Here is a 19,879-nt window from a genome sequence, read left to right on the forward strand (position 1 = left end):
CCCCTCCGGCGTTTGAGGAGGCCCGTCCGGCAGGACTTTCGGGAAGGGGCGGGTAGGGGATAATTCAGTCCTCCACGCGCACGCCCAGCGCCGCCGCCAACACCGGTGCCAGATCGATGAGTTGGGCGGAGCTGATCACCGCGCCCTCAAGGCGGTCGACACCGCGCGCGATGTCCACCTGAGCCGCCGACCGCAGGTCCACGTCCTTCATCCGCACCCCCGTGAAATCCACCCCCCGCAACGTGCACCCCTCGAACGACACCCGCTCCAGGCTCGCCCCACCGAAATCCGGCTCAGCCAGCACAACCCCCTCGAACACCACGTCCCGCAACTTCGCCCGGCGCAGGTTCAGATAGTCGATCTTGCCGCCGCTGATCACGACCCGCTCCAGAACCGCGCCGTGCAGCTGCACCCCGCCCAGGCGGGCGTCGACCACCTCCACGTCCCGCAGGGCGGCGCCCGAGAGGTCCGTCCCCACGCCGTGCACCCCGGACAGGCGGGCGTCGATGAAGCGCGCGTTCCGCAGCACCGTCTCGTCGAGCGCGCAGCCCTCCAGGGAGCAGTCCAGGAACCGGGCCCCGGCCCCTTCTCCGTACGAGAGGTCCGTGCCGTCGAACAGCAGGCCGTCGTAGTCCCCGTCCGGGGTCAACTGCCGTTCTCCGTACGGCCGGAGCGGGGGCAGGTGCAGGTCGGGGCGGCGGGCGGGCTTCACCGGCGGGGTGGGTCGTTCGCGTGCTGCGGGTGCCATGCGCCCATCCTGCGCGACGGCACTGACAATCCCCCGCCGCGCATGTCACATCCGGCGCCCTCGACCCGTCGTACGGGCGACAAGCCGAGCAGCGAGGAGACGCAGACATGCACCGCATCACCGTCATCGGCGGCGGATTCGCCGGCCTCACCGCGGCGATCGCCGCTGCCGAGGCCGGCGCCGAGGTCACCCTGCACGAGGCCCACCACACCCTCGGGGGCCGCGCCCGTACGACCGAGACCGGCCCCTACCGTACGAACGAGGGGCCGCACGCCCTCTACAACGGCGGCCCGCACTGGACCTGGCTGCGGCAGCGCGACCTGATCGGCCCACTCGCCCCGATCCCGCCCCTGGAGGGCGCCCGGCTGCGCCTGCACCACCGCGGTGCGCTGCGCCGTACGCCCCCGCTCGGTCTGGTGCGGCTGCTCGGCCGCGGGCACCGGCACGCGCCCGTGGACCGGGACTTCTTCGGCTGGGCCGCCGAGCGGGTGGGCGAGGAGGGGGCCCGGGCGGCGGCGCACTACATCGCCGTGGCCGTCTTCCACCACGACCCGGGCTCGCTCTCCGCGGCCTTCGTACAGGAGCGCCTGCGCCGCGCCACGAAGCTGCCGCCCGAGGCGCACTACCCGCGCGGCGGCTGGAGCTCCGTCATCGAGCGGATGGCCGCGCACGCCTGGAACCTCGGCGTCCGCGTGGAGACCGCCGCGCGGCTCGACGCGCTGCCCGAGGACGGCCCGGTGATCGTCGCGACCTCCCTGGACGCGGCGCGGCGACTGCTCGGCGACGACTCGCTGCGCTGGCCGAGCGGTCGTACGGCGCTGCTCGACCTGGCCGTACGGAGCCGGCGCGGGGACGCCTTCATCGTGTCCGACCTGGACGCGCCCGGCTGGATCGAGCGGTTCACCGCCCAGGACCAGGGCCTCGCGCCCGCCGGGGAGTCGCTGTTCCAGGGCCAGTTCCCGGTGCCGCCCGAGGAGTCCAGGGCGGCGGGCGTCGCACGGGCCGAGCGGCTCCTCGACCTGGGCGCGCCGGGCTGGCGCGACCGTACGACCTGGCGCCGCGAGGCCCTCGCGGCGGGCCGCACGGGCGCCGTCGACCACCCCGGCACGACCTGGCGCGACCGCCCCGCGGTCCGCCGCGGCGACGCGGTGTTCCTGGCCGGCGACCAGGTGGCGGCCCCGGGCGTGCTGTCGGAGGTGTCGTTCACGAGTGCCCTGGAGGCGGCGACGCTGGCGGTGCGGGCGGCCCGGCCCCTTGACCTCAAGTCTGCTTGACCTCAACTCTGCTTGACCTCAAGTCTGCTTGAGGTCGCACGCTTGAGCGGTCCGCAACGCCCCGTATCCACCGAGGAGTTCACCGTGCGCGCCATCCGTCTCCACGCCTTCGGTCCGGCCGAGCAGCTCGTACTCGACGAGGTGCCGGACCCCGAGCCGGGCCCCGGGCAGCTGCGGATCGCCGTCCGCGCGGCCGGGGTGCATCTGCTCGACACCGCGATCCGCTCCGGGATCCGGGGGCCGGTGCCCGCGCTGCCGGAGCTGCCGACGATTCCGGGGCGGGAGGTCGCGGGCGTCGTCGACGCGGTCGGGCCCGGCACCGACCCGGCCTGGCTCGGCAAGCGGGCCGTCACGCACCTGGGGTTCGCGCCCGGAGGGTACGCCGAGCTGGCCGTCGTCGACGCGGACCGGCCGCACGAGATCCCCGCCGGGCTCGACGAAGCGGCCGCCGTCGCCATGATCGGCACGGGGCGTACGGCCATGGGGATCCTGCAGTTCGCGGAGGTCGGCCCCGAGTCCGTGGTGCTCGTCCCGGCCGCCGCGGGCGGGATCGGCACGCTGCTCGTGCAGTACGCGAAGAACGCCGGGGCCACCGTCGTCGGCCTCGCGGGCGGGCCGCGGAAGGTCGCCCTGGTCGAGGCGGACGGCGCCGACCTCGCCGTCGACTACCGGCAGCCGGACTGGCCCGACAAGGTCCGCGCGCACCTCGGCGGGCGCGCGGCCACCGTCGTCTTCGACGGGGTCGGCGGGGCGGCCGGGCGCGCGGCGGTCGAGCTGCTCGGGCGGGGCGGTACGCACGTCGTGTTCGGCTGGTCGTCGCAGGGCCTGGCGGAGGCCGACGAACACCGGCTCGACGCGGCGGAGCTCGCCGAGCGGGGCATCACCTCGGTCGAGGCGCTCGGCCTGCCGATGCTGGAGCGGGCGGGCGGGGAACGGCCGATCCGCACCCTCGAACTCCGCTCCCTCACGGAGGCGGCGGCGGGGCGGTTGCGGCCGCGCGTGCAGCGGTTTCCGTTGGCGGAGGCGGTTGCGGCCCACCTTGCACTGGAGGGGCGGGGGACGGTCGGGAAGGTGGTCCTGGAGCCGTAGATTTGCCGGTTCGGGGCTCAATCTGAGCCCCTCCGGCGTTTGAGGAGCGGGGTCCGGGGCGGAGCCCCGAAGCGCCGCAGGCTTTAGGGAAAGGGCGGGTAGGGGACAAAACAGGCGCGACCCACCCCCACCGTGCTGTCCTGGAATCTATGAGCTCCCCCGGAGACGACCCCGACCCCCGCCGCTGGTGGGCCCTCGTCGTCATCGCGCTCGCCCAGCTGATGGTGGTCCTCGACGCGACCATCGTGAACATCGCCCTGCCGTCCGCCCAGCGCGACCTCGGCATGTCCGACGGCAACCGGCAGTGGGTGATCACCGCGTACACCCTGGCGTTCGGCGGCCTGCTGCTGCTCGGCGGGCGGATCGCCGACCTCGTCGGGCGGAAGCGGACGTTCATCATCGGCCTGGTCGGCTTCGCCGGGGCCTCCGCGCTCGGCGGCGCCGCGGGCGGGCCCGGCATGCTGTTCGGGGCCCGCGCCCTCCAGGGTGTCTTCGCCGCCGTCCTCGCCCCGTCCGCGCTGTCCCTGCTGACCACGACGTTCGCCGACCCGAAGGAGCGCGGCAAGGCCTTCGGGATCTACGGCGCGATGGCCGGCGGCGGCTCCGCGATCGGGCTGCTCGCGGGCGGCCTGCTCACCGAGTACCTGGACTGGCGCTGGTGCCTGTACGTCAACGTCCCCATCGCCCTCGTCGCCCTGCTCGGCGCCGCCGCCGTCCTGCACGACCACCGGCCGGGCGACACCGGCGCCCGGCTCGACGTACCGGGTGTGCTGCTCGGCTGCGGCGGGCTCGTCGCGCTCGTGTACGGGTTCAGCGAGGCGCAGCCGCGGGGCTGGACCGACCCCATGGTGCTCGGCCTGTTCGCCGGGGCGGTCGTGCTGCTCGCCGGGTTCGTGTGGTGGCAGACCCGGGCGCCGAGCCCGCTGCTGCCGCCGCACGTCGTCAAGGACCGCGACCGCGCCGGCTGTTTCCTGACCATGGCGTTCGCGACCATCGGGATGTTCGGCGTGTTCCTGTTCCTGACGTACTACATGCAGCTCGTCCTGGAGTACTCGCCGGTCAAGACGGGCCTGGCGTTCCTGCCGATGACGGCCGCGATCATCACCGGCTCCACGCAGATCTCCGCCCGCCTCCTGCACCACGTGCCGCCGCGCCTCCTGATCGTCCCCGGCATGCTGCTCGCCGCACTCGGCCTGGTGCTGCTGACCGGCCTGACCGTCGAGGGCGCGTACCTCACCCACGTCCTGCCCGGCATGCTGCTCGCCGGGCTCGGCATGGGCCTGACGTTCATGCCGGTGTTCGCCACGGCCACCGCGGGCGTCGCGCCGCGGGACGCGGGGGTGACCTCGGCGACCGTCAACACCTCGCAGCAGGTGGGCGGCTCCATCGGCACGGCACTCCTCAACACCCTCGCCACCACCTCCACCACCGCGTACGTCACGGCCCACCTGCGCGATCCGGCCGAGCGCGCCCGGATCACCGCCGAGGGTGTGGTGCACGGCTACACCGTGGCCATCTGGTGGGCCGTCGGGATCATGGTGCTCGGCGGGCTCGTGGCGGGCCTGATGGTGACGTCGCGGGCGCCCCGCCATCTCGTACCGCCCGCCGGGGAAGCGGCGGCCGAAAATGCCGATGCTCGTACGGCCTACGGGAACTAGTGTCCGGAATATGGTTAGCCGTCCCACCCCCTGCACCCCCGCCCTGAAGTTCCAGGAACTTCCGGAGAGCGAGCTCGACCGCGCCCTGGACCTGGCCTATCTCGCGTTCCACGAGAAGCCCGAGGCCGAGCTGCGCGCCCACCACAAGGAGCTGCTGCGCGGCTGCACCCGCGTCGGCGCGTACGACGGTGACGAGCTCGTCGGCATGGTCTCCGCGCTGCCCTTCACGCTGTCCGTGCCGGGCGGTGAACTCCCCTGCCCCGGCGTGACGTTCGCGTGTGTGGCGCCCACCCACCGCAGGCGCGGCGCCCTGTCCGGGCTGCTCGCCGAGCTGTTCGCGCGCTGCGCCGCCCAGGACTGGCCGATCGCCGCGCTCTGGGCGTCGGAGGCCGTGATCTACGGCCGGTTCGGCTTCGGCGAGGGCACCCGCGGCCTCACCCTGGAGATCGACTCGACCCGCCCGCTCGCCCTGCGCATCGCCCCCGACGACCGCCCGCTGCGCCTGCTCGCCCCGGCCGACGCCCCCGCCGCGCTCGCCGACTTCTACGACCGCGCCCGCGCCGACCGCCCCGGCCGGATCGCCCGCACGCGCGCGTGGTGGGCCGAGGAGTGGCTGGTGGAGAAGGACGAGGAGGACGAGTCGTTCTCACCGCCGCGGGTCGTCGCGCTCGGCGAACCGCTCGCCGGGTACGCGGTCTACCGCACGAAGCGGGACCACGACGCCCCCGGCCTGGTCCGCGTCGACGACCTGGAGGCGGAGTCCCCGGCCGCCGCCGCCACACTCTGGCAGTACCTGTCCTCCATCGACCTCACGGCCAAGGTCCGCGCGTGGGGCCGCCCCGTCGACGACCCGCTGCTCCTCTTCGCCGCCGACCGCGACCAGGTCCGCGTCACCGCCGAGTTCCCGGCCCTGTGGCTCCGCCTCCTCGACGTCCGCACGGCGCTGCTCCGCAGGTCGTACGCGGCCCCGGTCGATGTCGTCCTGGACGTCCACGACGCCCACCTGCCCGCCAACTCGGGCCCGCACCGCCTGAGTTGTTCCTCCGAGGGCGGCGTGACGTACGAGCCGACGCACGACCCGGCGGACCTGTCCCTCGCGGTCCGCGACCTGGCGGCGTGCTACCTCGGCGGTACGACCCCGACGTCCCTGGTCCAGGCGGGCCTGGCGACGGAGCATGCGCCGGGGGCGGCGGCACGTTTGACTGCGGCCCTGCGCACGGACCGGGCACCGCACACGGTGGACGGGTTCTAGCGCTCAGACCCCACCCAGCCCGCCCTTTACGCCCGCGAGGAAGCACGAGAACGCGTCGACGCGGACGGTCAGGGCGGGGCCGGTGGGGTTCTTGGAGTCGCGCACGGGGACGGTGTGGTGAGTGGCGGCGAGGTTGGTGGCTACCTCGACGCAGTCGCCGCCGTTGCTGCTGTACGAGGACTTTGCCCAGCGCGGGGCTTCGGTCGCCATTCAGATCCCGCCCAACTGCCCATGCTTGACGCCCGCGACAAAGGTGGCGAACGCGTCGGCGTGGACGGTCAGGGCGGGGCCGGTGGGGTTCTTGGAGTCGCGTACGGGGACGAGGCCGTGCGAGGGGATGAGGTTGGTGGCGACCTCGACGCACTGGCCGCCGTTGCTGCTGTACGAGGACTTGAACCAACGCGGGGATTCGGTCGTCACGGGGTGTCCTTTCGAAACTGTTGGACCATGGCCGCAGATTCCGCTTGGGACAGGGCTTCGGCCTGCAGCTGATGGTAGGCCGTCAACAGGGGCTGAACGAACCGTATATCGCGCTCCAGACGCCCCTGCTGCGCAGACTCTGCGTACGAGATGTGAGACCGGTCAGGCAGCGCTACCAGCGTTACGGGCAGGTCGAAGGACCGACGCTCGCCGAGAGCGAATGGAGCCACCTGGAAGACAGTGTTCGGCAGTGCGGCGAACTCACACAGGCGATCCAGTTGCGCAGCCATCACCTTGGAGCCACCGACCGGCCTCCGGACACAGCTCTCATCCAGAACCGCGTGCACCAACGGAGCCGGGGTCCGGTCTATTGATGCCTGACGCCGCTCAAGGAGCGAGAGCCGTTCCTCCGCTTGCTGCTCCGTGATCGCTCCCCGCCGTACAGCGCCGTGTGCGATCGCGGCCGCATACTCCAAGGTCTGGAGCAGGCCAGGAATGATCCCCAGCTCGAACAGGCGGATCTCGACGGCCTGCGACTCATGTTTGACGAACTCCGGGAACCCCTCCAGCAGCGCGGAGCTGCGCACGGCCCGCCCCTGCCGTTCAAGCTGATCACCGGTCCCCAACGCCCTGTCAGCACTGTGCGAAAAACGCGTAGTTGGAGACCGTCGACCAGTTTCAATGGCCGAAATATGCGTCGCGGAGTACCCCATGCGCTCCGATAAGTCGTCCTGCGTCCAGCCCCGCTCCTCCCTCAACGTGCGAAGACGCTGACCGAACCTCGCCTTCGGGGATTCCTCCGGGTCCAGCTCCTTGCGGTTCACCATCGCGAGCCCAACTCCCTGTGCAGAAACTGCAGGTTGAAGACAATCCGACCCTAGGCCACGCTGAAGCCTCTGGTAGTCGAATGACTACAGAGAGGAGCAATTGTGTGCCCAGCCCACATGCCCACTCCCGCCATCGGAACCCTCCTCCTGGACCTCGTCCGCGATCAACTCGGCGAATTCCGAGGCGAGTTGGGAGCGCACTGGTTCCTGCGGCCCGCGCTCGGCGGGAGGGAGTGGGAGGTCGCTCCCGAGAACACCCGGGCCGCCACCCCCGAACAACGCCTACGTACCGCGACCGCGCGGGCGAACGCCCGATCCCGAGGGGAGTTGCTGTGACCACCGAAGCACTCAAGGAGGCGGAGGAGGCCCGCGCAGAACTGGACGCGGCCCTCACCGCAGTCGGCATCGTCCTGCCGTCCCTCGACGTCGACCTGATCGCGCACACCGATCAACGACCGTTCGCCTTGGTCGAGTTGGGGCGCTGCAACATCACCACGGCCAGGGCACTCGCCGCCGCCCTGCGTGCGGGGAGCGACCCATGCGCCGACTCTTAGCCCGGGCCCGCTCCTGGGCGGCAGCCCTCCGGCGGCGGCCCGGCCGTCACAGCGCGAGACACCTCGCCGCACAGCGTGCCGCCCTACCCGAACCCGAACCCGTATCCCCCTGGTCCCGCCCCTGGACCTCGCCCTCGGCGGAGGACGTACGGGCGATCTTCCGGGACGAGTGGACCCTCTCCCTGCCCGCGCCGCAGCGCGAACGCGTGTGGGCCGCCGCCTTCGCCGAGCTGGGCGTGGACTACGACCACCCCGCCGAACCGCTCGCCAGCCTCGTCACCCCCGTACGCGCCGCGGCCTGACCCCGCTGCCCGGGGAGGGGGTGGGCTACGACGCCCCCAACCGCCCCAGCGCCTCGTCCGTAAGCCGGTACACCGACCACTCCGACTGCGGGCGCGCGCCGAGCGACTCGTAGAAGGCGATGCTCGGCTCGTTCCAGTCCAGGACCGCCCACTCCAGGCGCTGGTAGCCGCGGGACGTGCAGATGCGGGCCAGTTCCGCCATCAGCGCCTTGCCGTGGCCGCCGCCGCGGGCCTCGGGGCGTACGTAGAGGTCTTCCATGTAAATCCCGTGCACGCCGCGCCATGTCGAGAACGTGAGGAACCACAGCGTGAAGCCCACGGCCTCGCCGGACTCGTCCTCCGCGATGTGCGCGTACGCCGCCGGGTGGTCGCCGAAGAGGGCCGTGTGGAGTTGGGATTCGGTGGCGCGGACCTCGTGCAGGGCCTTCTCGTACTCGGCGAGTTCACGGATCATCGCGAGGATCGCGGGGACGTCTTCGGGGGTCGCTGTGCGGATCATGCGCGCAGGTTAACCGGGGCCCCGACCCGTGGGCGTCAGAGGTATTCCTCCCGCAGCAGCTCCGCGATCGCGAGCTGGTCCGCGTCCAGCGGGTCGTCGTCCTCCACGTTCCACAGCAGGTTCTGCAGGGCGCGGCCCAGGGTCCAGGACGCCGCTCGGGAGCGGTCCAGGGACAGGGTCTCCGTCAACAGGTCGAAGCGGTACAGGACTTCCGCCGCGTCGAAGCTGTCCGCGCTGTCGGCGAGCTCGTTGAACAGGGCCGGCATCAGGTCGAAGCCCGGGTCCCCGGCGAGCGGCTTGGGGTCGATGGCGAGCCAGGGTTCGCGGTCGGCGGCCAGGACGTTGTCGAAGTGCAGGTCCCAGTGGAGGAGCCGGTCGCCGGGCTCGCCCACCACGTCCCGTACGGCGGACGCGCAGGCCAGGAGCGTCTGGCGGGCCGGGGCGTCGACCAGCGCGGAGCCCACCGCGTCGGGGACGTCGTCCAGCATGTCCCGCGCGATGTCCCCGAGGCGGCGCAGGCCGGGCGGGGCCTCGACGGCGGTGAGGCGGGCGAGCAGTCCGGCGAGGATGCGGGTGGCCTCGCGGGCGTCGCCCCGCTGGACCAGGGTGGACAAGTGCCGCTGTTCGTCGAGGCGTTCGAGGAGCAGCGTGCCGGTGGCCGGGTCGTGGTCGAGGAGGTGCACGACACCCGCGCCGTCCCACGCTCTGAGGCCGACCGGCTCGCCCTCGCTCTCCTCGTCGAGGAGTTGCAGCTTGAGGGCCGCGCGGCTGCCGTCGGCGCGCTGCACCGGCAGGACGAGGGAGGCCATCCCGTACATCGACGGGCCCGTGACGCGCAGCTGCCAGCGGTCCAGGAGGTCGGCGGCGCGCCGCGGCAGCGCCTCGATGAAGGCGCGGCCCGCCTCGCCGTTGTACTTGAGCTGGGTGCGGGTGAGTTCGGCCGGGATCCGGATGTCCGCCATGTCGGTCACCGTGCCGATCCTAGGGATGCGGATCGTTCCCTTCATTCCCTTTTCGCCCTGCCGGTCCGGCTGCCGCCCCTTGACGCGTCCGGTACGTTCCCGGCCATGAACGCGCCCCGCGCCCTCGACGGCCACACCCTCAACGGTCACATATCCCACTGGTTCCACGACCACGGCCTGCCCGCGGCCCGTGAGCCGCTCACCGGGGACGCCACCGCCGACGTCTGCGTCGTGGGCGGCGGCTACACCGGCCTGTGGACCGCGTACTACCTGAAGAAGGCCGTGCCCTTCCTGCGGATCACCGTCCTGGAGCAGAAGTTCTGCGGCTACGGCGCCTCCGGGCGCAACGGCGGCTGGCTCTACAACGGCATCGCGGGCCGCGACCGGTACGCCAAGCTGCACGGCAAGGACGCCGCCGCCCGGCTCCAGACGGCCATGAACGACACGGTCGCCGAGGTCGTCCGGGTGGCCGAGGAGGAGTCCATCGAGGCGGACGTCCACCGGGGCGGGGTTCTCGAAGTCGCTTACACACCGGCCCAGTTGACCCGTCTCCGTGCCTTCCACGAGGACGAGGTGGCGTACGGCGACCGGGAGCGGCTGCTGCTCGGCGCCCGCGAGACCGCCGAGCGGATCCGGGTCTCCGGTGCCGTCGGCTCCACCTGGACCCCGCACGGGGCGCGGCTGCACCCGGCGAAGCTGGTCACCGGGCTCGCGGCGGCCGTCGAGGCGCTCGGCGTCACGATCCACGAGTCGACGCCCGTCACCGAGATCAAGCCCAAGCACGCGGTCACGCCGTACGGCACGGTCCGCGCCCCCTACGTGCTGCGCTGCACGGAGGGTTTCACGGCCGCGCTCAAGGGGCTGCGGCGCGAGTGGCTGCCGATGAACTCCTCGATGGTCGTGACCGAGCCGATCCCCGCCGAACTGTGGAAGACCATCGGCTGGGAGGGCCGCGAGACCCTCGGCGACATGGCGCACGCCTACATGTACGCGCAGCGCACCGCCGATGACCGGATCGCGCTCGGCGGCCGCGGCGTGCCGTACCGGTACGGCTCCCGCACCGACAACGACGGCCGTACGCAGCCCGCGACGGTGGACGCGCTGCGGTCGCTCCTGGTCCGCTTCTTCCCGGCGTTGGCCCGCACCCGGATCGACCACGCCTGGTCGGGCGTCCTCGGCGTGCCCCGCGACTGGTGCGCCACGGTCACCCTGGACCGCTCCACGGGCCTCGGCTGGGCGGGCGGCTATGTCGGCTCGGGCGTCGCCACGGCCAACCTCGCGGCGCGCACGCTGCGCGACCTGGTCCGCCAGGACTCCGGCCAGGGCGCTTCTACCGAGCTCACGGAGCTTCCCTGGGTGAACCACAAGGTCCGCAAGTGGGAGCCGGAGCCATTGCGGTGGCTGGGGGTGCAGTCCCTGTACGCGGCGTATCGCACGGCGGACCGGCGGGAGGCGTCCCTCCCGACCACGTCCGCCGCGACGGACCGGCTGGCGGGCTGGGCGGACCGGGTCTCGGGCCGCGGCTGACTTTTCCCCTACCCGCCCCTTCCCGAAAGCCTGCGGCGCTTCGGGGGCTCCGCCCCCGGACCCCCGCTCCTCAATCGCCGGAGGGGCTGGTTCTTAAGGGGCGCGGGGAACTGCGCGACCAGCCACGACGGCGCGCAAGCCGAATGACGGCCCCGTCAGAGGAGCGGGGGCCTGGGGGCGCAGCCCCCGGAGCCGTCCGCCAGGACTTTCGGGAAGGGGCGGGGCGGGGCGGGGAGAAGAACCTCTGCCGAACGACAGAGCCCCCCTCCCCCTGAAGGGGCACGGCGGCCCCCTCCCCGCCGCCGATACTGGAACGATGCGCAACCTCTGGCGAGCCGGCCTGGAAGGCACCTGCGGCGGACTCCTGGTCCTGGGCACCTTCTCAGTCGCGAACGGCCTCGGCGACGCCCTCGACCCCAACCTCCTCATCCTGCTCGTCCTCTGCGCCCTCACCCTGCTCGTCGTGCGACGCCGATACCCGCTGACGAGCGGACTCGGGCTCGCCGCGCTCATGGGGGTGCTGCCCGCCGTCGGGCTGCTCACCGGCATCGCCGCGTACACCGCGACCCGGCAGCTGACGGTGGCCCGGCGCCGCACCGTGCTGCTGCTCGGAGGCACGGTCCTCCCGATCGTCAGCTGCGGGCTCACCGCCCCGTACACCGACGTCGGCCCGCACATCTTCGGCGTCGCGCTCGGCGCGGTCCTCGCCGCGACGACCGTGCTCGTACCCGGGCTCGTGGGCGCCGCCGCGGGCCAGCAGGACCGGCTGCTGCTCGCGCTGCGGGAGCGGACCGCCGCCGCCGAGGAGGCCGAGCGGCAGGCCGACAGCGCGTCCCGGATCCACGAACGCTCCCGGATCGCCGCCGAGATGCACGACCTCGTCGGCCACCGGCTCAGCCTCATCTCGCTGCACGCGGGCGGCCTGGAGCTGGCACTGCAGAAGCAGGCGCCCGACCTGCAGAGCGAGGCCGCCCTGGTGCGCGGCGCCACGCGGGACGCGATGCGGGAGCTGCGCGAAGTCCTCGGCGTGCTCGGCCCGTTGGGGCGCGACACCGGCACCGAAGCGCTCACCGACGCCACCGGCACCCGCGCCGACATCGAGGCCCTGGTCGAGGAGTCGCGCGGCGGCGGCGTCCTCGTCGACCTGAACTGGTCGGGACCCGACCTCGACCGCCGCGAGGCCCGGGTGCGCCGCGCCGTGCACCGCGTGGTGCGCGAGTCGCTGACCAACGTGCACCGGTACGCCGCCGGGGCCCGCGTCGACGTGACGGTCACGCACGACGAGCAGCGGGTGCGGATCACGGTGCGCAACGGCGTACCGCCCACCGGCGCCGCACCCCCGGCCGCGCCGGTCGGCACCGGGCGCGGGCTGACCGGCCTGCGGGAGCGGGTCGCGCTGCTCGGCGGCACCCTTGCGGCGGGCCCGACCCCGGCCGGCGGCTTCGAGGTGGCGGCGGACCTGCCCGCCGAGCCGGAGACGGTCCCGGAGACGGGCACACCGGCGGAGCCCACGGCCGCCCACGTGCCCGAAGCGGCGTCCGGGCGCAGCCTGTCCGGGATGCAGCGGCGGCTCGCGGACGCGGCGACCGGGCTGCTCGGCCTCGCGGGCGTCGGCGTGATGATGCTGTTCGGGATGGTCCTCGTCGACCAGGCCAGGCCCGGCCAGAACTACGAGCCCCCACAGGAGCCCCGTCTCGGCATGAGCCGCGCCGAGGTGCAAAACGCCCTGTACGGCGAGGGCGACGAGGCCCGCGCGGCGGCCTTCGGACGCGAACCGCCCCGGCCGAAGTCGGCGACCAGCTGCATGTATCCGTTCACGGGCAACGATCCGAAGCACCGCGAGGAGGGCGAGATGGAGCTCGTCCGCTACTGCTTCACCGACGACACGCTCACGGCCATCGACCGGTTCACGGTGCCGCTGGTCACCGAGCCGACGGACACTCCGTCGCCCACCGCGCCCACCGCGCCCACCGCGCCCACCGACCTCCAGGAGCAGCAGCCATGACCGACACCGCCCCCGGCCCCGCCCCCGGCCCCGTGAACACCGTCCGCCTGCTCCTCGCCGACGACGAGGAGATGATCCGGCACGGCGTACGCCTGATCCTGCGGCACGCGGACGGCATCGACGTCGTCGGGGAGGCGGCGAACGGCGACGAGGCCGTGCGGCTCGCGGCCGAACTCCGGCCGGACGTCGCCCTGGTGGACGTCCGTATGCCGGTGAGGGACGGGCTCGCGGCGATCGAGCCGCTGCTCGCCCTGGACCCGGCGCCGCGCGTCGTCATGCTCACCACGTTCGGCGACGAGGACAACGTGACGCGCGCCCTGCACGCCGGCGCCACCGGCTTCCTGCTCAAGGACGTGGGCCCGCAGGAGCTCATCAACGCGGTCCGCGCGGCGGCGGCCGGTGACGCGGTCCTCTCGCCCGGCGTCACCGGCACCGTCATCCGCCGGATGCTGCAGGGCGGCACCCGGCCCGGAACCGACGACCAGGGCGGACGCCTGAAAAACCTCACCGACCGCGAGCGCGAGGTCCTCGTGATGCTCGGACGCGGCCTCGCCAACCTGGAGATCGGCCGGCTGCTCGGCATCGGGGTGGGCACGGTGAAGACCCACGTGGGGTCGATCCTGGAGAAGACGGGCTGCGGGAGCCGCGTGCAGGCAGCGGTCCTGGCCCACCGGGCGGGCCTCGTCGACTGACGCCAACTCCCCCACCAAAAAGCCCACTTGGGGTTCACCCAAGTTCCGGCCTCTGCCACAAGTAAGACCCCGAGTCCGTCCCGAGGACTACCCCTCCTCCTTCCGCCCGACTTCCGGCAGGGCCCGTATTCACGCCCTGAGACCTACGGAACGGCCGCGGCGCGCGCCGAGCATGGAGCGAAACCCGATAACGCCCCACGTTCCCAGGAGAGCGCCATGTCCCAGGCCGCCGCCGCGCCCGCCCCGATCCACTCCCCGGCCACCAACGCCGCCGCCCGCGCCACCGGCCTGAGCAAGGTGTACGGCACGGGCGAGACCCGTGTGGTCGCCCTCGACCAGGTGTCCGTGGAGTTCGGGCGCGGCCGGTTCACCGCGATCATGGGGCCGTCGGGCTCCGGCAAGTCGACGCTGATGCACTGCATGGCGGGCCTGGACTCGTTCTCCGCAGGCTCCGCGCTGATCGGCGACACCGAGCTGTCCGGGCTCGACGACCGCAGGCTCACCCGGCTCCGCCGCGACAAGGTGGGCTTCGTCTTCCAGGCGTTCAACCTGCTGCCCACGCTCACCGCGTACGAGAACATCACGCTGCCCATGGCCATCGCGGGCCGCCGCCCGGACCACGAGTGGGTCGACGGCGTCGTACGGACCGTGGGGCTCTCGGGCCGCCTGAACCACCGGCCCGCGCAGCTCTCCGGCGGTCAGCAGCAGCGCGTCGCCGTGGCCCGCGCGCTCGCGTCCCGGCCGGAGATCGTGTTCGCGGACGAGCCGACCGGCAACCTCGACTCCCGCTCGGGCGCCGAGATCCTGGGCTTCCTGCGGGAATCCGTACGGGAGTTGGGCCAGACCGTCGTGATGGTCACGCACGACCCGGTGGCCGCCGCGCACGCCGACCGTGTCGTCTTCCTCGCCGACGGCCGCCTCACCGACGAGCTGCTCACCCCGACCGCGCAGAGCGTCCTGGACCGCATGCGGCTCTTCGACGCCAAGGGCCGGACGAGCTGAGGGCCGGACGAGCTGAGCCCGCGCCCCGTCACCCGTACGCCTTCGAAACCCGTACGCCTTCGAACCCCTGGACCGCCTCCATGCTGCGAACAGCCCTGCGCAACGTCCTCGCGCACAAAGCCCGGCTGGTCATGACCGCGCTCGCGGTGATGCTCGGCGTCGCCTTCGTCTCCGGCACGCTCGTCTTCGGCGACACCGTCACCACCGCGCTCCGCGCCGCCTCCACCAAGAACCTGAAGGACGTCGACGTCTCCGTGGCGGCCGAGTACCTGCCCGGCGACGGCCCGTACGACGAGCACCGCACCACCCGCCTCGACGGCAAGCTCGCCGACCGCGTCCGCGAGCTGCCCGGCGTGGCCTCCGTACGGGCCGGGGTGGGCGGCAGCGCCACCCTCGCCGGGAAGGACGGCACGCCCGTCAACGCCGACAACTCCTGGCAGAACCTCGCCGCCAACTACGTACCGGGACCGGACGGCAAGGACCCGCGGCTGCCGCTCGTGAGCGGCCGCGCGCCCTCCGGCAAGGGCGAGTTGGCGCTCGACGCGAAGACCGCCGAGAAGGCCGGATACCGGATCGGTGACACCGTACGGTTCGCCACGACCGGGCCCGCCTTCACCAAGAAGCTGGTCGGCACCGTCCGTACCGACGATCCGCGCGTCACCGCGGGCGGCACCCTCACCGTGTTCGACACCCGCACCGCGCAGGGCCTGTTCCTGACCCCGGGCCACTTCGACGACTTCTCCGTGACGGCCGAGCCCGGCACCGACCAGGCCGCCCTGACCGCGAAGATCAGCACCCTGCTGCCGGAGGAAGGCGCGAGCGCGACCAGCGGGGCCGAGCTGGCCGCGCTCCAGTCCGAGCAGTCGGAGCAGTCCACCGAGGCGATGACCAAGATGCTCCTGGTGTTCGCCGGGATCGCCCTGTTCGTGGGCGTGTTCATCATCGCCAACACGTTCACGATGCTGATCGCCCAGCGCAGCCGCGAGATCGCCCTGATGCGCGCCGTGGGCGCCTCGCGCCGGCAGGTCGTCCGCTCCGTCCTGATCGAGGCGGGGCTGCTCGGACTCGGCGCGTCCGCCGCCGGGTTCGCCCTCGGCCTCGGCATCGCCGCGGGCCTGCGCCCGCTCCTGAACGCGGGCGGCGCGGGCCTGCCCGAAGGGCCGCTGGTCGTCGGTGCGGGCGCACTGCTGTGGTCCCTGATCGTGGGCGTCCTCGTCACGGTCCTCGCCGCCTGGCTGCCGTCCCGCAAGGCCGCGAAGATCGCCCCGGTCGAGGCGCTCTCCACGGTGGACGCGGCAACTCCCCTACGCGGCATGGTCGTACGCAACATCCTCGGCGGACTGCTCACCGGCGCGGGCGTCCTGGTGATGCTGTACGTGTCGACGCTCGACGATGGCGACGAGACGAACCTGATGATCGCCATGCTCGGCTCGTTCCTCACCCTGACCGGCATGATCGTGCTCGCCCCGCTGCTCTCGCGGCCGCTGGTGTCGCTCGCGGGCCGGGTCACGACGCGGGTGTTCGGCGTGAGCGGCAAGCTCGCCAAGGAGAACGCGCTGCGCAACCCGCGCCGTACCGCCGCGACCGCCTCGGCCCTGATGATCGGCCTGACCCTGATCACCGGCCTGACGGTCGCCGGCCACTCGGTCGACCGGGCCGTGAAGCAGGCGGCCGTCCAGGGCCTGACCGCCGACTACTCCCTCTCCAACTCCGCGTATCTGGGCCTGGATCCGAAGCTCGGCGAGAAGGTCGCCGACGTCCCGGGCGTCGCCGCGGCCACCCCCGTCGCCTCGGCCGGGGTCACGCTGGACGGGGAGTACGCGATGGTCTCCGGCGTCGACCCGAAGCAGCTCGGCAAGGTCGCGTCCTTGCAGTTCGCCTCCGGCTCGGCGGACGAGCTGGGCCCCGGCAAGGTCGCGATCTCCACGACCCTCGCGAAGCGCACCGGCCTCGGCGTCGGGGACCGCATGGACGGCGAGTTCACCCCGGACGGCTCGGAGAAGGCCGAGCACAAGCAGCTCAGGGTGGTCGGCGTCTACCAGGAGAACCAGGTCGTGGACAGCGCCGTCGCGAGTATCCGGGACGTACTCCCGTACGCGATGGGCGGCACGTACGACTCCGTCCTCGTCAAGGCCGAACCGGGCAAGGCCACCGGCCTCGACCGCGACCTCCGCGAGGCCCTCGGCAACAGCCCGCTGCTGAAGGTGCAGAGCCAGGAACAGCTCACGAAGGAGGAGTCCGGCGCGATCGACGTGATGCTCAACATGATGTACGGGCTGCTCGGCATGGCCGTCGTCATCGCGGTCCTCGGCGTGATCAACACCCTGGCCATGTCGGTCTTCGAGCGCACCCGCGAGATCGGCATGCTCCGCGCGATCGGCCTCGACCGCAAGGGCGTCCGGCAGATGGTCCGCCTCGAATCGGTGGTGATCTCCGTCTTCGGCGCGCTCCTCGGCATCGGCACGGGCGTCTTCCTCGCCTGGGCGGGCGGCAGCCTCACCGCCGCGGGCCTGCCCGACTACACGACGACCCTGCCGTGGGACCGCCTGTCCCTGTTCCTGGCCCTGGCCCTCGTGATCGGCGTACTGGCGGCGATCTGGCCGGCCCGCAGGGCGGCTCGCCTGAACATGCTGGGGGCGATCAACGCGCAGTGAGGGATGGGGGGTTGCCCGGCGCTCACCGCCTTTCCGGCGTGGCGCCGGGCCCGTACCCGACGGACTGTCTAGAACGTCGGGATGTGTCATTACTGCGGCTGCCGCGAGATCCCCCTGATCAAGGAGTTCATCGCCGAACACGAGAGGGTGACGGACGCGGCCGGCGACGCGCTCCGCGCCCTGGAGCGCGGCGACACCGCCCACGCCGCCGATCTCGTCGACTTCATGGCCCGCGAGCTGGGCGCACACTGGCGGGGCGAGGAGAACGGCCTGTTCCGGGTGATGCGTACGGATCCGGAGTACGCGGACTACATCGAGGCCCTGGAGCGGGAGCACCGCGAACTCGCCGCCCTGCTGCCCGTACTCGACCTGACCGATCCCGCCGACGTCCGCACCCTCGTCGAGGCCGTGGACGAGCTGCACCACCACATCGCGAAGGAGGAGGACGGCCTCTTCCCGGCCTCCCTCACCGCGCTCGACGGCGACGAGTGGAACATCTCGATGGCGGCCTGGCGCGAGGCCCACCCGACGTGAGGGCCCAGGTGACGTGAGCGCCCGCGGGCCTCCCGCTGCGGCCCCCGCCCTGTCACGCTCCCTCCATGGACAAGGACTTGAGCGCGGGCACGGGCACGGGCACGGGCACGGGCGGTCGTGGGGACGGGGACAGGGGCGGGGACAGTCGTGGGGACGGGGACGGGGGCGGGGAGGGTCGCGGGGACAAGGGCCGGGAATCCCGCTGGGAGAAGGACACGATGACGGTCGAGATCGCCTTCGCCCTCGTCACGGGCGCCGTCCTCGCCGTCCTGGTGTTCGCGGCGACGGCGGCCCTGTCCGACGCGAGGACCGGCGCGATCGCGGGCGCCCTCGCGGGCGTGTGGCGGGTGGTCCGCGTACTGCGGAGGTTCGACCGGGGGCGGGGGCTGGGGAGGTAGGCCCCGGGGGGCCACTGCTGTCCGCGTGGACGGACACCACGGGTCACCCCAGGGCACCCCAGGGCTATGAGGCTACGCAGGGCACCGCAATGGCCGAACTGGGCGGTGACGCCGGTGACCTTCTCCGCGCAGAGGCGGTTGACCTGGAAAAACACACCCAGGAGCCGCCCATGCGCACCCTCGCCCGAGCAGCAGCCGCAGCCCTCACCACTGCCCTGCTCACCCTCGCCCCGACCGCCACCGCAGCCACCGCCACCACCGCCCCCGTTCCCGCCCCCAACCCCCAACTCGTCCAGGCGGCCGACCGGATCATGGCCCTGCCCGTCGAGCGCTTCATGACGGTGGAACGGACGCCCCCGTTCAACTGGACTACGGACGGCTGCTCGGTACCGGGCGGCATGGCCCCGTACATGAAGCTCTTCACCCCCGCCTGCACCCTCCACGACTTCGGCTACCGCAACTACGGCTCGCGGGCCGGCACCCTCGCGCTCGACCCGACACCCGCCCGCAAGGCGACCATCGACCTGCGCTTCCTGGAGGAGATGCAGCGCACCTGCGACCAGGAACGCCCCGGCCCGATCCGCCACACCGCCTGCTACGGCGCGGCCCACACGTTCTACGACGCGGTCCGGATCGGCGGCGACCGGTCCTTCTACGCGTAGCCCCGCACTGGCGCAAGCCGCGGGACGGCCCCGCAACGATCGGAGAGATACCCCTGCCGCTCCCCGTCCCGCGGCTTACGGTGGTGAGGCAGGGCAGATGCCGCCCAGGGGCCACGCACACCGGGAGCAGCGATGCGTCCAACCCATCTCACCGCGGAGTCGGCCGACTACGTGAACGCCCGCGAGGAGCTGCGGCAGGCCGAGATCGAGCTGATGCGGCACCGCGAACGCGTCGCCGACCTGCGCAGACGGCTGCCGCCCGGCCCGGTCGTCGAGGACTACGCGTTCGAGGAGGGCCCGGCCGACCTGGAGGCCGGCGACGCCCCCGCCCGGACCGTACGCCTGAGCGACCTGTTCACACGGCCCGGCCGCGACCTCGTCGTCTACCACCTGATGTACGGCAAGAAGCAGACCGAGCCGTGCCCGATGTGCACGATGTGGTGCGACGGCTTCAACGGAGTGGCCCACCACCTCGCGCAGAACGTCGACTTCGCCGTCGTCGCCGCGGCCGCACTGCCCGCACTCCGCGCACACGCCCGCACCCGCCGGTGGACGAACCTCCGTCTGCTCAGCGCGGGGACCGGCACCTTCAAGTACGACCTGGGCAGCGAGGACGCCGACGGCGAACAGGACTCCACGGTCTCGGTGTTCACCCGCGACGCCGACGGCGCGGTACGCCACTTCTACTCGGCGCACCCCCGCCTCTCCGACACCATCGACGAGCGCGGCATCGACCTGCTCAGCCCCGTCTGGCACGTACTCGACCTCACCCGCGGCGGGCGCGGCGACTGGAACGCCGCGCTGAACTACTAGGGGCGCC

General features: G+C 72.7%; 21 protein-coding genes and 1 pseudogene. 16 read left to right on the forward strand and 6 right to left on the reverse strand.

Annotated elements, in window-relative coordinates; translation table 11 throughout:
- Window positions 1-64 precede the first annotated feature (64 nt).
- The gene (locus RCO28_RS19950) at window positions 65-748 is read right to left on the reverse strand and encodes a pentapeptide repeat-containing protein (RefSeq protein WP_308942509.1); all 684 of its coding nucleotides are present in this window, start codon (window positions 746-748) and stop codon (window positions 65-67) included.
- 107 nt (window positions 749-855) lie between these two features.
- On the opposite strand from RCO28_RS19950, the gene RCO28_RS19955 reads away from it, so the two are divergent.
- From RCO28_RS19955 to RCO28_RS19970, 4 genes are all read left to right on the forward strand, one after another.
- Window positions 856-2,022 (forward strand): FAD-dependent oxidoreductase, encoded by a 1,167-nt coding sequence (locus tag RCO28_RS19955; RefSeq protein ID WP_308942510.1) that lies wholly within the window; start codon window positions 856-858, stop codon window positions 2,020-2,022.
- Between the two features lie 84 nt (window positions 2,023-2,106).
- A complete protein-coding gene (locus RCO28_RS19960) occupies window positions 2,107-3,111 on the forward strand; it encodes a zinc-binding dehydrogenase (protein WP_308942511.1) in 1,005 nt (334 codons plus the stop codon).
- A gap of 149 nt (window positions 3,112-3,260) precedes the next feature.
- Complete coding sequence (locus RCO28_RS19965) at window positions 3,261-4,769, forward strand: MFS transporter (RefSeq protein ID WP_308942512.1); 1,509 nt, start codon at window positions 3,261-3,263, stop codon at window positions 4,767-4,769.
- Between the two features lie 10 nt (window positions 4,770-4,779).
- Entirely contained in the window at window positions 4,780-6,021 is a 1,242-nt protein-coding gene (locus RCO28_RS19970) for a GNAT family N-acetyltransferase (RefSeq protein WP_308942513.1), read from the forward strand.
- A gap of 3 nt (window positions 6,022-6,024) precedes the next feature.
- Here the strand turns inward: RCO28_RS19970 and RCO28_RS19975 are convergent, their stop codons facing one another.
- The 3 genes from RCO28_RS19975 to RCO28_RS19985 are packed head-to-tail and all read right to left on the reverse strand — an operon-like array spanning window position 6,025 to window position 7,268.
- Window positions 6,025-6,231, reverse strand: coding sequence for a DUF397 domain-containing protein (locus RCO28_RS19975; protein ID WP_308942514.1), 207 nt, complete (start codon window positions 6,229-6,231; stop codon window positions 6,025-6,027).
- Complete coding sequence (locus RCO28_RS19980) at window positions 6,232-6,441, reverse strand: DUF397 domain-containing protein (protein ID WP_308942515.1); 210 nt, start codon at window positions 6,439-6,441, stop codon at window positions 6,232-6,234.
- A complete protein-coding gene (locus tag RCO28_RS19985; RefSeq protein WP_308942516.1) occupies window positions 6,438-7,268 on the reverse strand; it encodes a helix-turn-helix transcriptional regulator in 831 nt (276 codons plus the stop codon). Before RCO28_RS19985 ends, RCO28_RS19980 begins: the two co-directional genes overlap by 4 nt.
- 117 nt (window positions 7,269-7,385) lie before the next feature.
- Between RCO28_RS19985 and RCO28_RS19990 the strand changes: the two genes are divergently transcribed.
- From RCO28_RS19990 to RCO28_RS20000, 3 genes are read left to right on the forward strand one after another with little or no spacing between them, the layout of a single operon-like run.
- A complete protein-coding gene (locus tag RCO28_RS19990) occupies window positions 7,386-7,604 on the forward strand; it encodes a hypothetical protein (RefSeq protein ID WP_308942517.1) in 219 nt (72 codons plus the stop codon).
- Window positions 7,601-7,822, forward strand: coding sequence for a hypothetical protein (locus tag RCO28_RS19995; protein ID WP_308942518.1), 222 nt, complete (start codon window positions 7,601-7,603; stop codon window positions 7,820-7,822). Before RCO28_RS19990 ends, RCO28_RS19995 begins: the two co-directional genes overlap by 4 nt.
- Window positions 7,807-8,124: a hypothetical protein gene (locus RCO28_RS20000; protein ID WP_308942519.1), complete on the forward strand. Its 318-nt coding sequence runs from the start codon at window positions 7,807-7,809 to the stop codon at window positions 8,122-8,124. The genes RCO28_RS19995 and RCO28_RS20000 overlap by 16 nt, the downstream gene beginning before the upstream one ends.
- 25 nt (window positions 8,125-8,149) lie before the next feature.
- Here the strand turns inward: RCO28_RS20000 and RCO28_RS20005 are convergent, their stop codons facing one another.
- Window positions 8,150-8,623 (reverse strand): GNAT family N-acetyltransferase, encoded by a 474-nt coding sequence (locus RCO28_RS20005; RefSeq protein ID WP_308942520.1) that lies wholly within the window; start codon window positions 8,621-8,623, stop codon window positions 8,150-8,152.
- Window positions 8,624-8,658: 35 nt separating this feature from the next.
- On the reverse strand, window positions 8,659-9,585 hold the full coding sequence (locus RCO28_RS20010) for an aminoglycoside phosphotransferase family protein (RefSeq protein WP_308942636.1): 927 nt from the start codon (window positions 9,583-9,585) through the stop codon (window positions 8,659-8,661).
- Between the two features lie 105 nt (window positions 9,586-9,690).
- Between RCO28_RS20010 and RCO28_RS20015 the strand changes: the two genes are divergently transcribed.
- From RCO28_RS20015 to RCO28_RS20055, 9 genes and pseudogenes are all read left to right on the forward strand, one after another.
- The gene (locus RCO28_RS20015; protein WP_308942521.1) at window positions 9,691-11,112 is read left to right on the forward strand and encodes an FAD-dependent oxidoreductase; all 1,422 of its coding nucleotides are present in this window, start codon (window positions 9,691-9,693) and stop codon (window positions 11,110-11,112) included.
- A gap of 316 nt (window positions 11,113-11,428) precedes the next feature.
- Window positions 11,429-13,117, forward strand: a complete 1,689-nt coding sequence (locus RCO28_RS20020) for a histidine kinase (RefSeq protein ID WP_308942522.1) — start codon at window positions 11,429-11,431, stop codon at window positions 13,115-13,117.
- Window positions 13,114-13,809 carry a response regulator transcription factor gene (locus tag RCO28_RS20025; protein WP_308942523.1) on the forward strand — a complete coding sequence of 232 codons (696 nt, stop codon included), beginning with the start codon at window positions 13,114-13,116 and terminating at the stop codon, window positions 13,807-13,809. The genes RCO28_RS20020 and RCO28_RS20025 overlap by 4 nt, the downstream gene beginning before the upstream one ends.
- Window positions 13,810-14,025: 216 nt before the next feature.
- On the forward strand, window positions 14,026-14,811 hold the full coding sequence (locus RCO28_RS20030) for an ABC transporter ATP-binding protein (protein WP_308942524.1): 786 nt from the start codon (window positions 14,026-14,028) through the stop codon (window positions 14,809-14,811).
- A gap of 80 nt (window positions 14,812-14,891) precedes the next feature.
- On the forward strand, window positions 14,892-17,465 hold the full coding sequence (locus RCO28_RS20035) for an FtsX-like permease family protein (protein ID WP_308942525.1): 2,574 nt from the start codon (window positions 14,892-14,894) through the stop codon (window positions 17,463-17,465).
- Between the two features lie 81 nt (window positions 17,466-17,546).
- Window positions 17,547-17,999, forward strand: coding sequence for a hemerythrin domain-containing protein (locus tag RCO28_RS20040; RefSeq protein WP_308942526.1), 453 nt, complete (start codon window positions 17,547-17,549; stop codon window positions 17,997-17,999).
- Window positions 18,000-18,181: 182 nt separating this feature from the next.
- Window positions 18,182-18,397: pseudogene (locus tag RCO28_RS20045) on the forward strand (DUF6332 family protein); the annotation flags it as partial.
- A 170-nt stretch (window positions 18,398-18,567) separates the two neighbouring features.
- Window positions 18,568-19,059 carry a phospholipase A2 gene (locus RCO28_RS20050; protein WP_308942527.1) on the forward strand — a complete coding sequence of 164 codons (492 nt, stop codon included), beginning with the start codon at window positions 18,568-18,570 and terminating at the stop codon, window positions 19,057-19,059.
- Window positions 19,060-19,191: 132 nt separating this feature from the next.
- Window positions 19,192-19,872: a DUF899 family protein gene (locus RCO28_RS20055; RefSeq protein WP_308942528.1), complete on the forward strand. Its 681-nt coding sequence runs from the start codon at window positions 19,192-19,194 to the stop codon at window positions 19,870-19,872.
- Window positions 19,873-19,879 lie beyond the last annotated feature (7 nt).

The organism is Streptomyces sp. LHD-70 (genome assembly GCF_031157275.1).
Taxonomy (GTDB): Bacteria; Actinomycetota; Actinomycetes; order Streptomycetales; family Streptomycetaceae; genus Streptomyces.

What these genes read in the sequence shown, in the direction of transcription:
- RCO28_RS19985 (WP_308942516.1), bottom strand. Translation starts at nt 7,268, where the DNA reads ATGGTGAACCGCAAGGAGCTGGACCCGGAGGAATCCCCGAAGGCGAGG.
- RCO28_RS20000 (WP_308942519.1), top strand. Translation starts at nt 7,807, where the DNA reads ATGCGCCGACTCTTAGCCCGGGCCCGCTCCTGGGCGGCAGCCCTCCGG.
- RCO28_RS20010 (WP_308942636.1), bottom strand. Translation starts at nt 9,585, where the DNA reads ATGGCGGACATCCGGATCCCGGCCGAACTCACCCGCACCCAGCTCAAG.
- RCO28_RS19975 (WP_308942514.1), bottom strand. Translation starts at nt 6,231, where the DNA reads ATGGCGACCGAAGCCCCGCGCTGGGCAAAGTCCTCGTACAGCAGCAAC.
- RCO28_RS20015 (WP_308942521.1), top strand. Translation starts at nt 9,691, where the DNA reads ATGAACGCGCCCCGCGCCCTCGACGGCCACACCCTCAACGGTCACATA.
- RCO28_RS20055 (WP_308942528.1), top strand. Translation starts at nt 19,192, where the DNA reads ATGCGTCCAACCCATCTCACCGCGGAGTCGGCCGACTACGTGAACGCC.
- RCO28_RS20040 (WP_308942526.1), top strand. Translation starts at nt 17,547, where the DNA reads ATGTGTCATTACTGCGGCTGCCGCGAGATCCCCCTGATCAAGGAGTTC.
- RCO28_RS20035 (WP_308942525.1), top strand. Translation starts at nt 14,892, where the DNA reads ATGCTGCGAACAGCCCTGCGCAACGTCCTCGCGCACAAAGCCCGGCTG.
- RCO28_RS19955 (WP_308942510.1), top strand. Translation starts at nt 856, where the DNA reads ATGCACCGCATCACCGTCATCGGCGGCGGATTCGCCGGCCTCACCGCG.
- RCO28_RS19970 (WP_308942513.1), top strand. Translation starts at nt 4,780, where the DNA reads ATGGTTAGCCGTCCCACCCCCTGCACCCCCGCCCTGAAGTTCCAGGAA.
- RCO28_RS19990 (WP_308942517.1), top strand. Translation starts at nt 7,386, where the DNA reads ATGCCCACTCCCGCCATCGGAACCCTCCTCCTGGACCTCGTCCGCGAT.
- RCO28_RS20050 (WP_308942527.1), top strand. Translation starts at nt 18,568, where the DNA reads ATGCGCACCCTCGCCCGAGCAGCAGCCGCAGCCCTCACCACTGCCCTG.
- RCO28_RS19950 (WP_308942509.1), bottom strand. Translation starts at nt 748, where the DNA reads ATGGCACCCGCAGCACGCGAACGACCCACCCCGCCGGTGAAGCCCGCC.
- RCO28_RS20020 (WP_308942522.1), top strand. Translation starts at nt 11,429, where the DNA reads ATGCGCAACCTCTGGCGAGCCGGCCTGGAAGGCACCTGCGGCGGACTC.
- RCO28_RS19965 (WP_308942512.1), top strand. Translation starts at nt 3,261, where the DNA reads ATGAGCTCCCCCGGAGACGACCCCGACCCCCGCCGCTGGTGGGCCCTC.
- RCO28_RS20025 (WP_308942523.1), top strand. Translation starts at nt 13,114, where the DNA reads ATGACCGACACCGCCCCCGGCCCCGCCCCCGGCCCCGTGAACACCGTC.
- RCO28_RS20030 (WP_308942524.1), top strand. Translation starts at nt 14,026, where the DNA reads ATGTCCCAGGCCGCCGCCGCGCCCGCCCCGATCCACTCCCCGGCCACC.
- RCO28_RS20005 (WP_308942520.1), bottom strand. Translation starts at nt 8,623, where the DNA reads ATGATCCGCACAGCGACCCCCGAAGACGTCCCCGCGATCCTCGCGATG.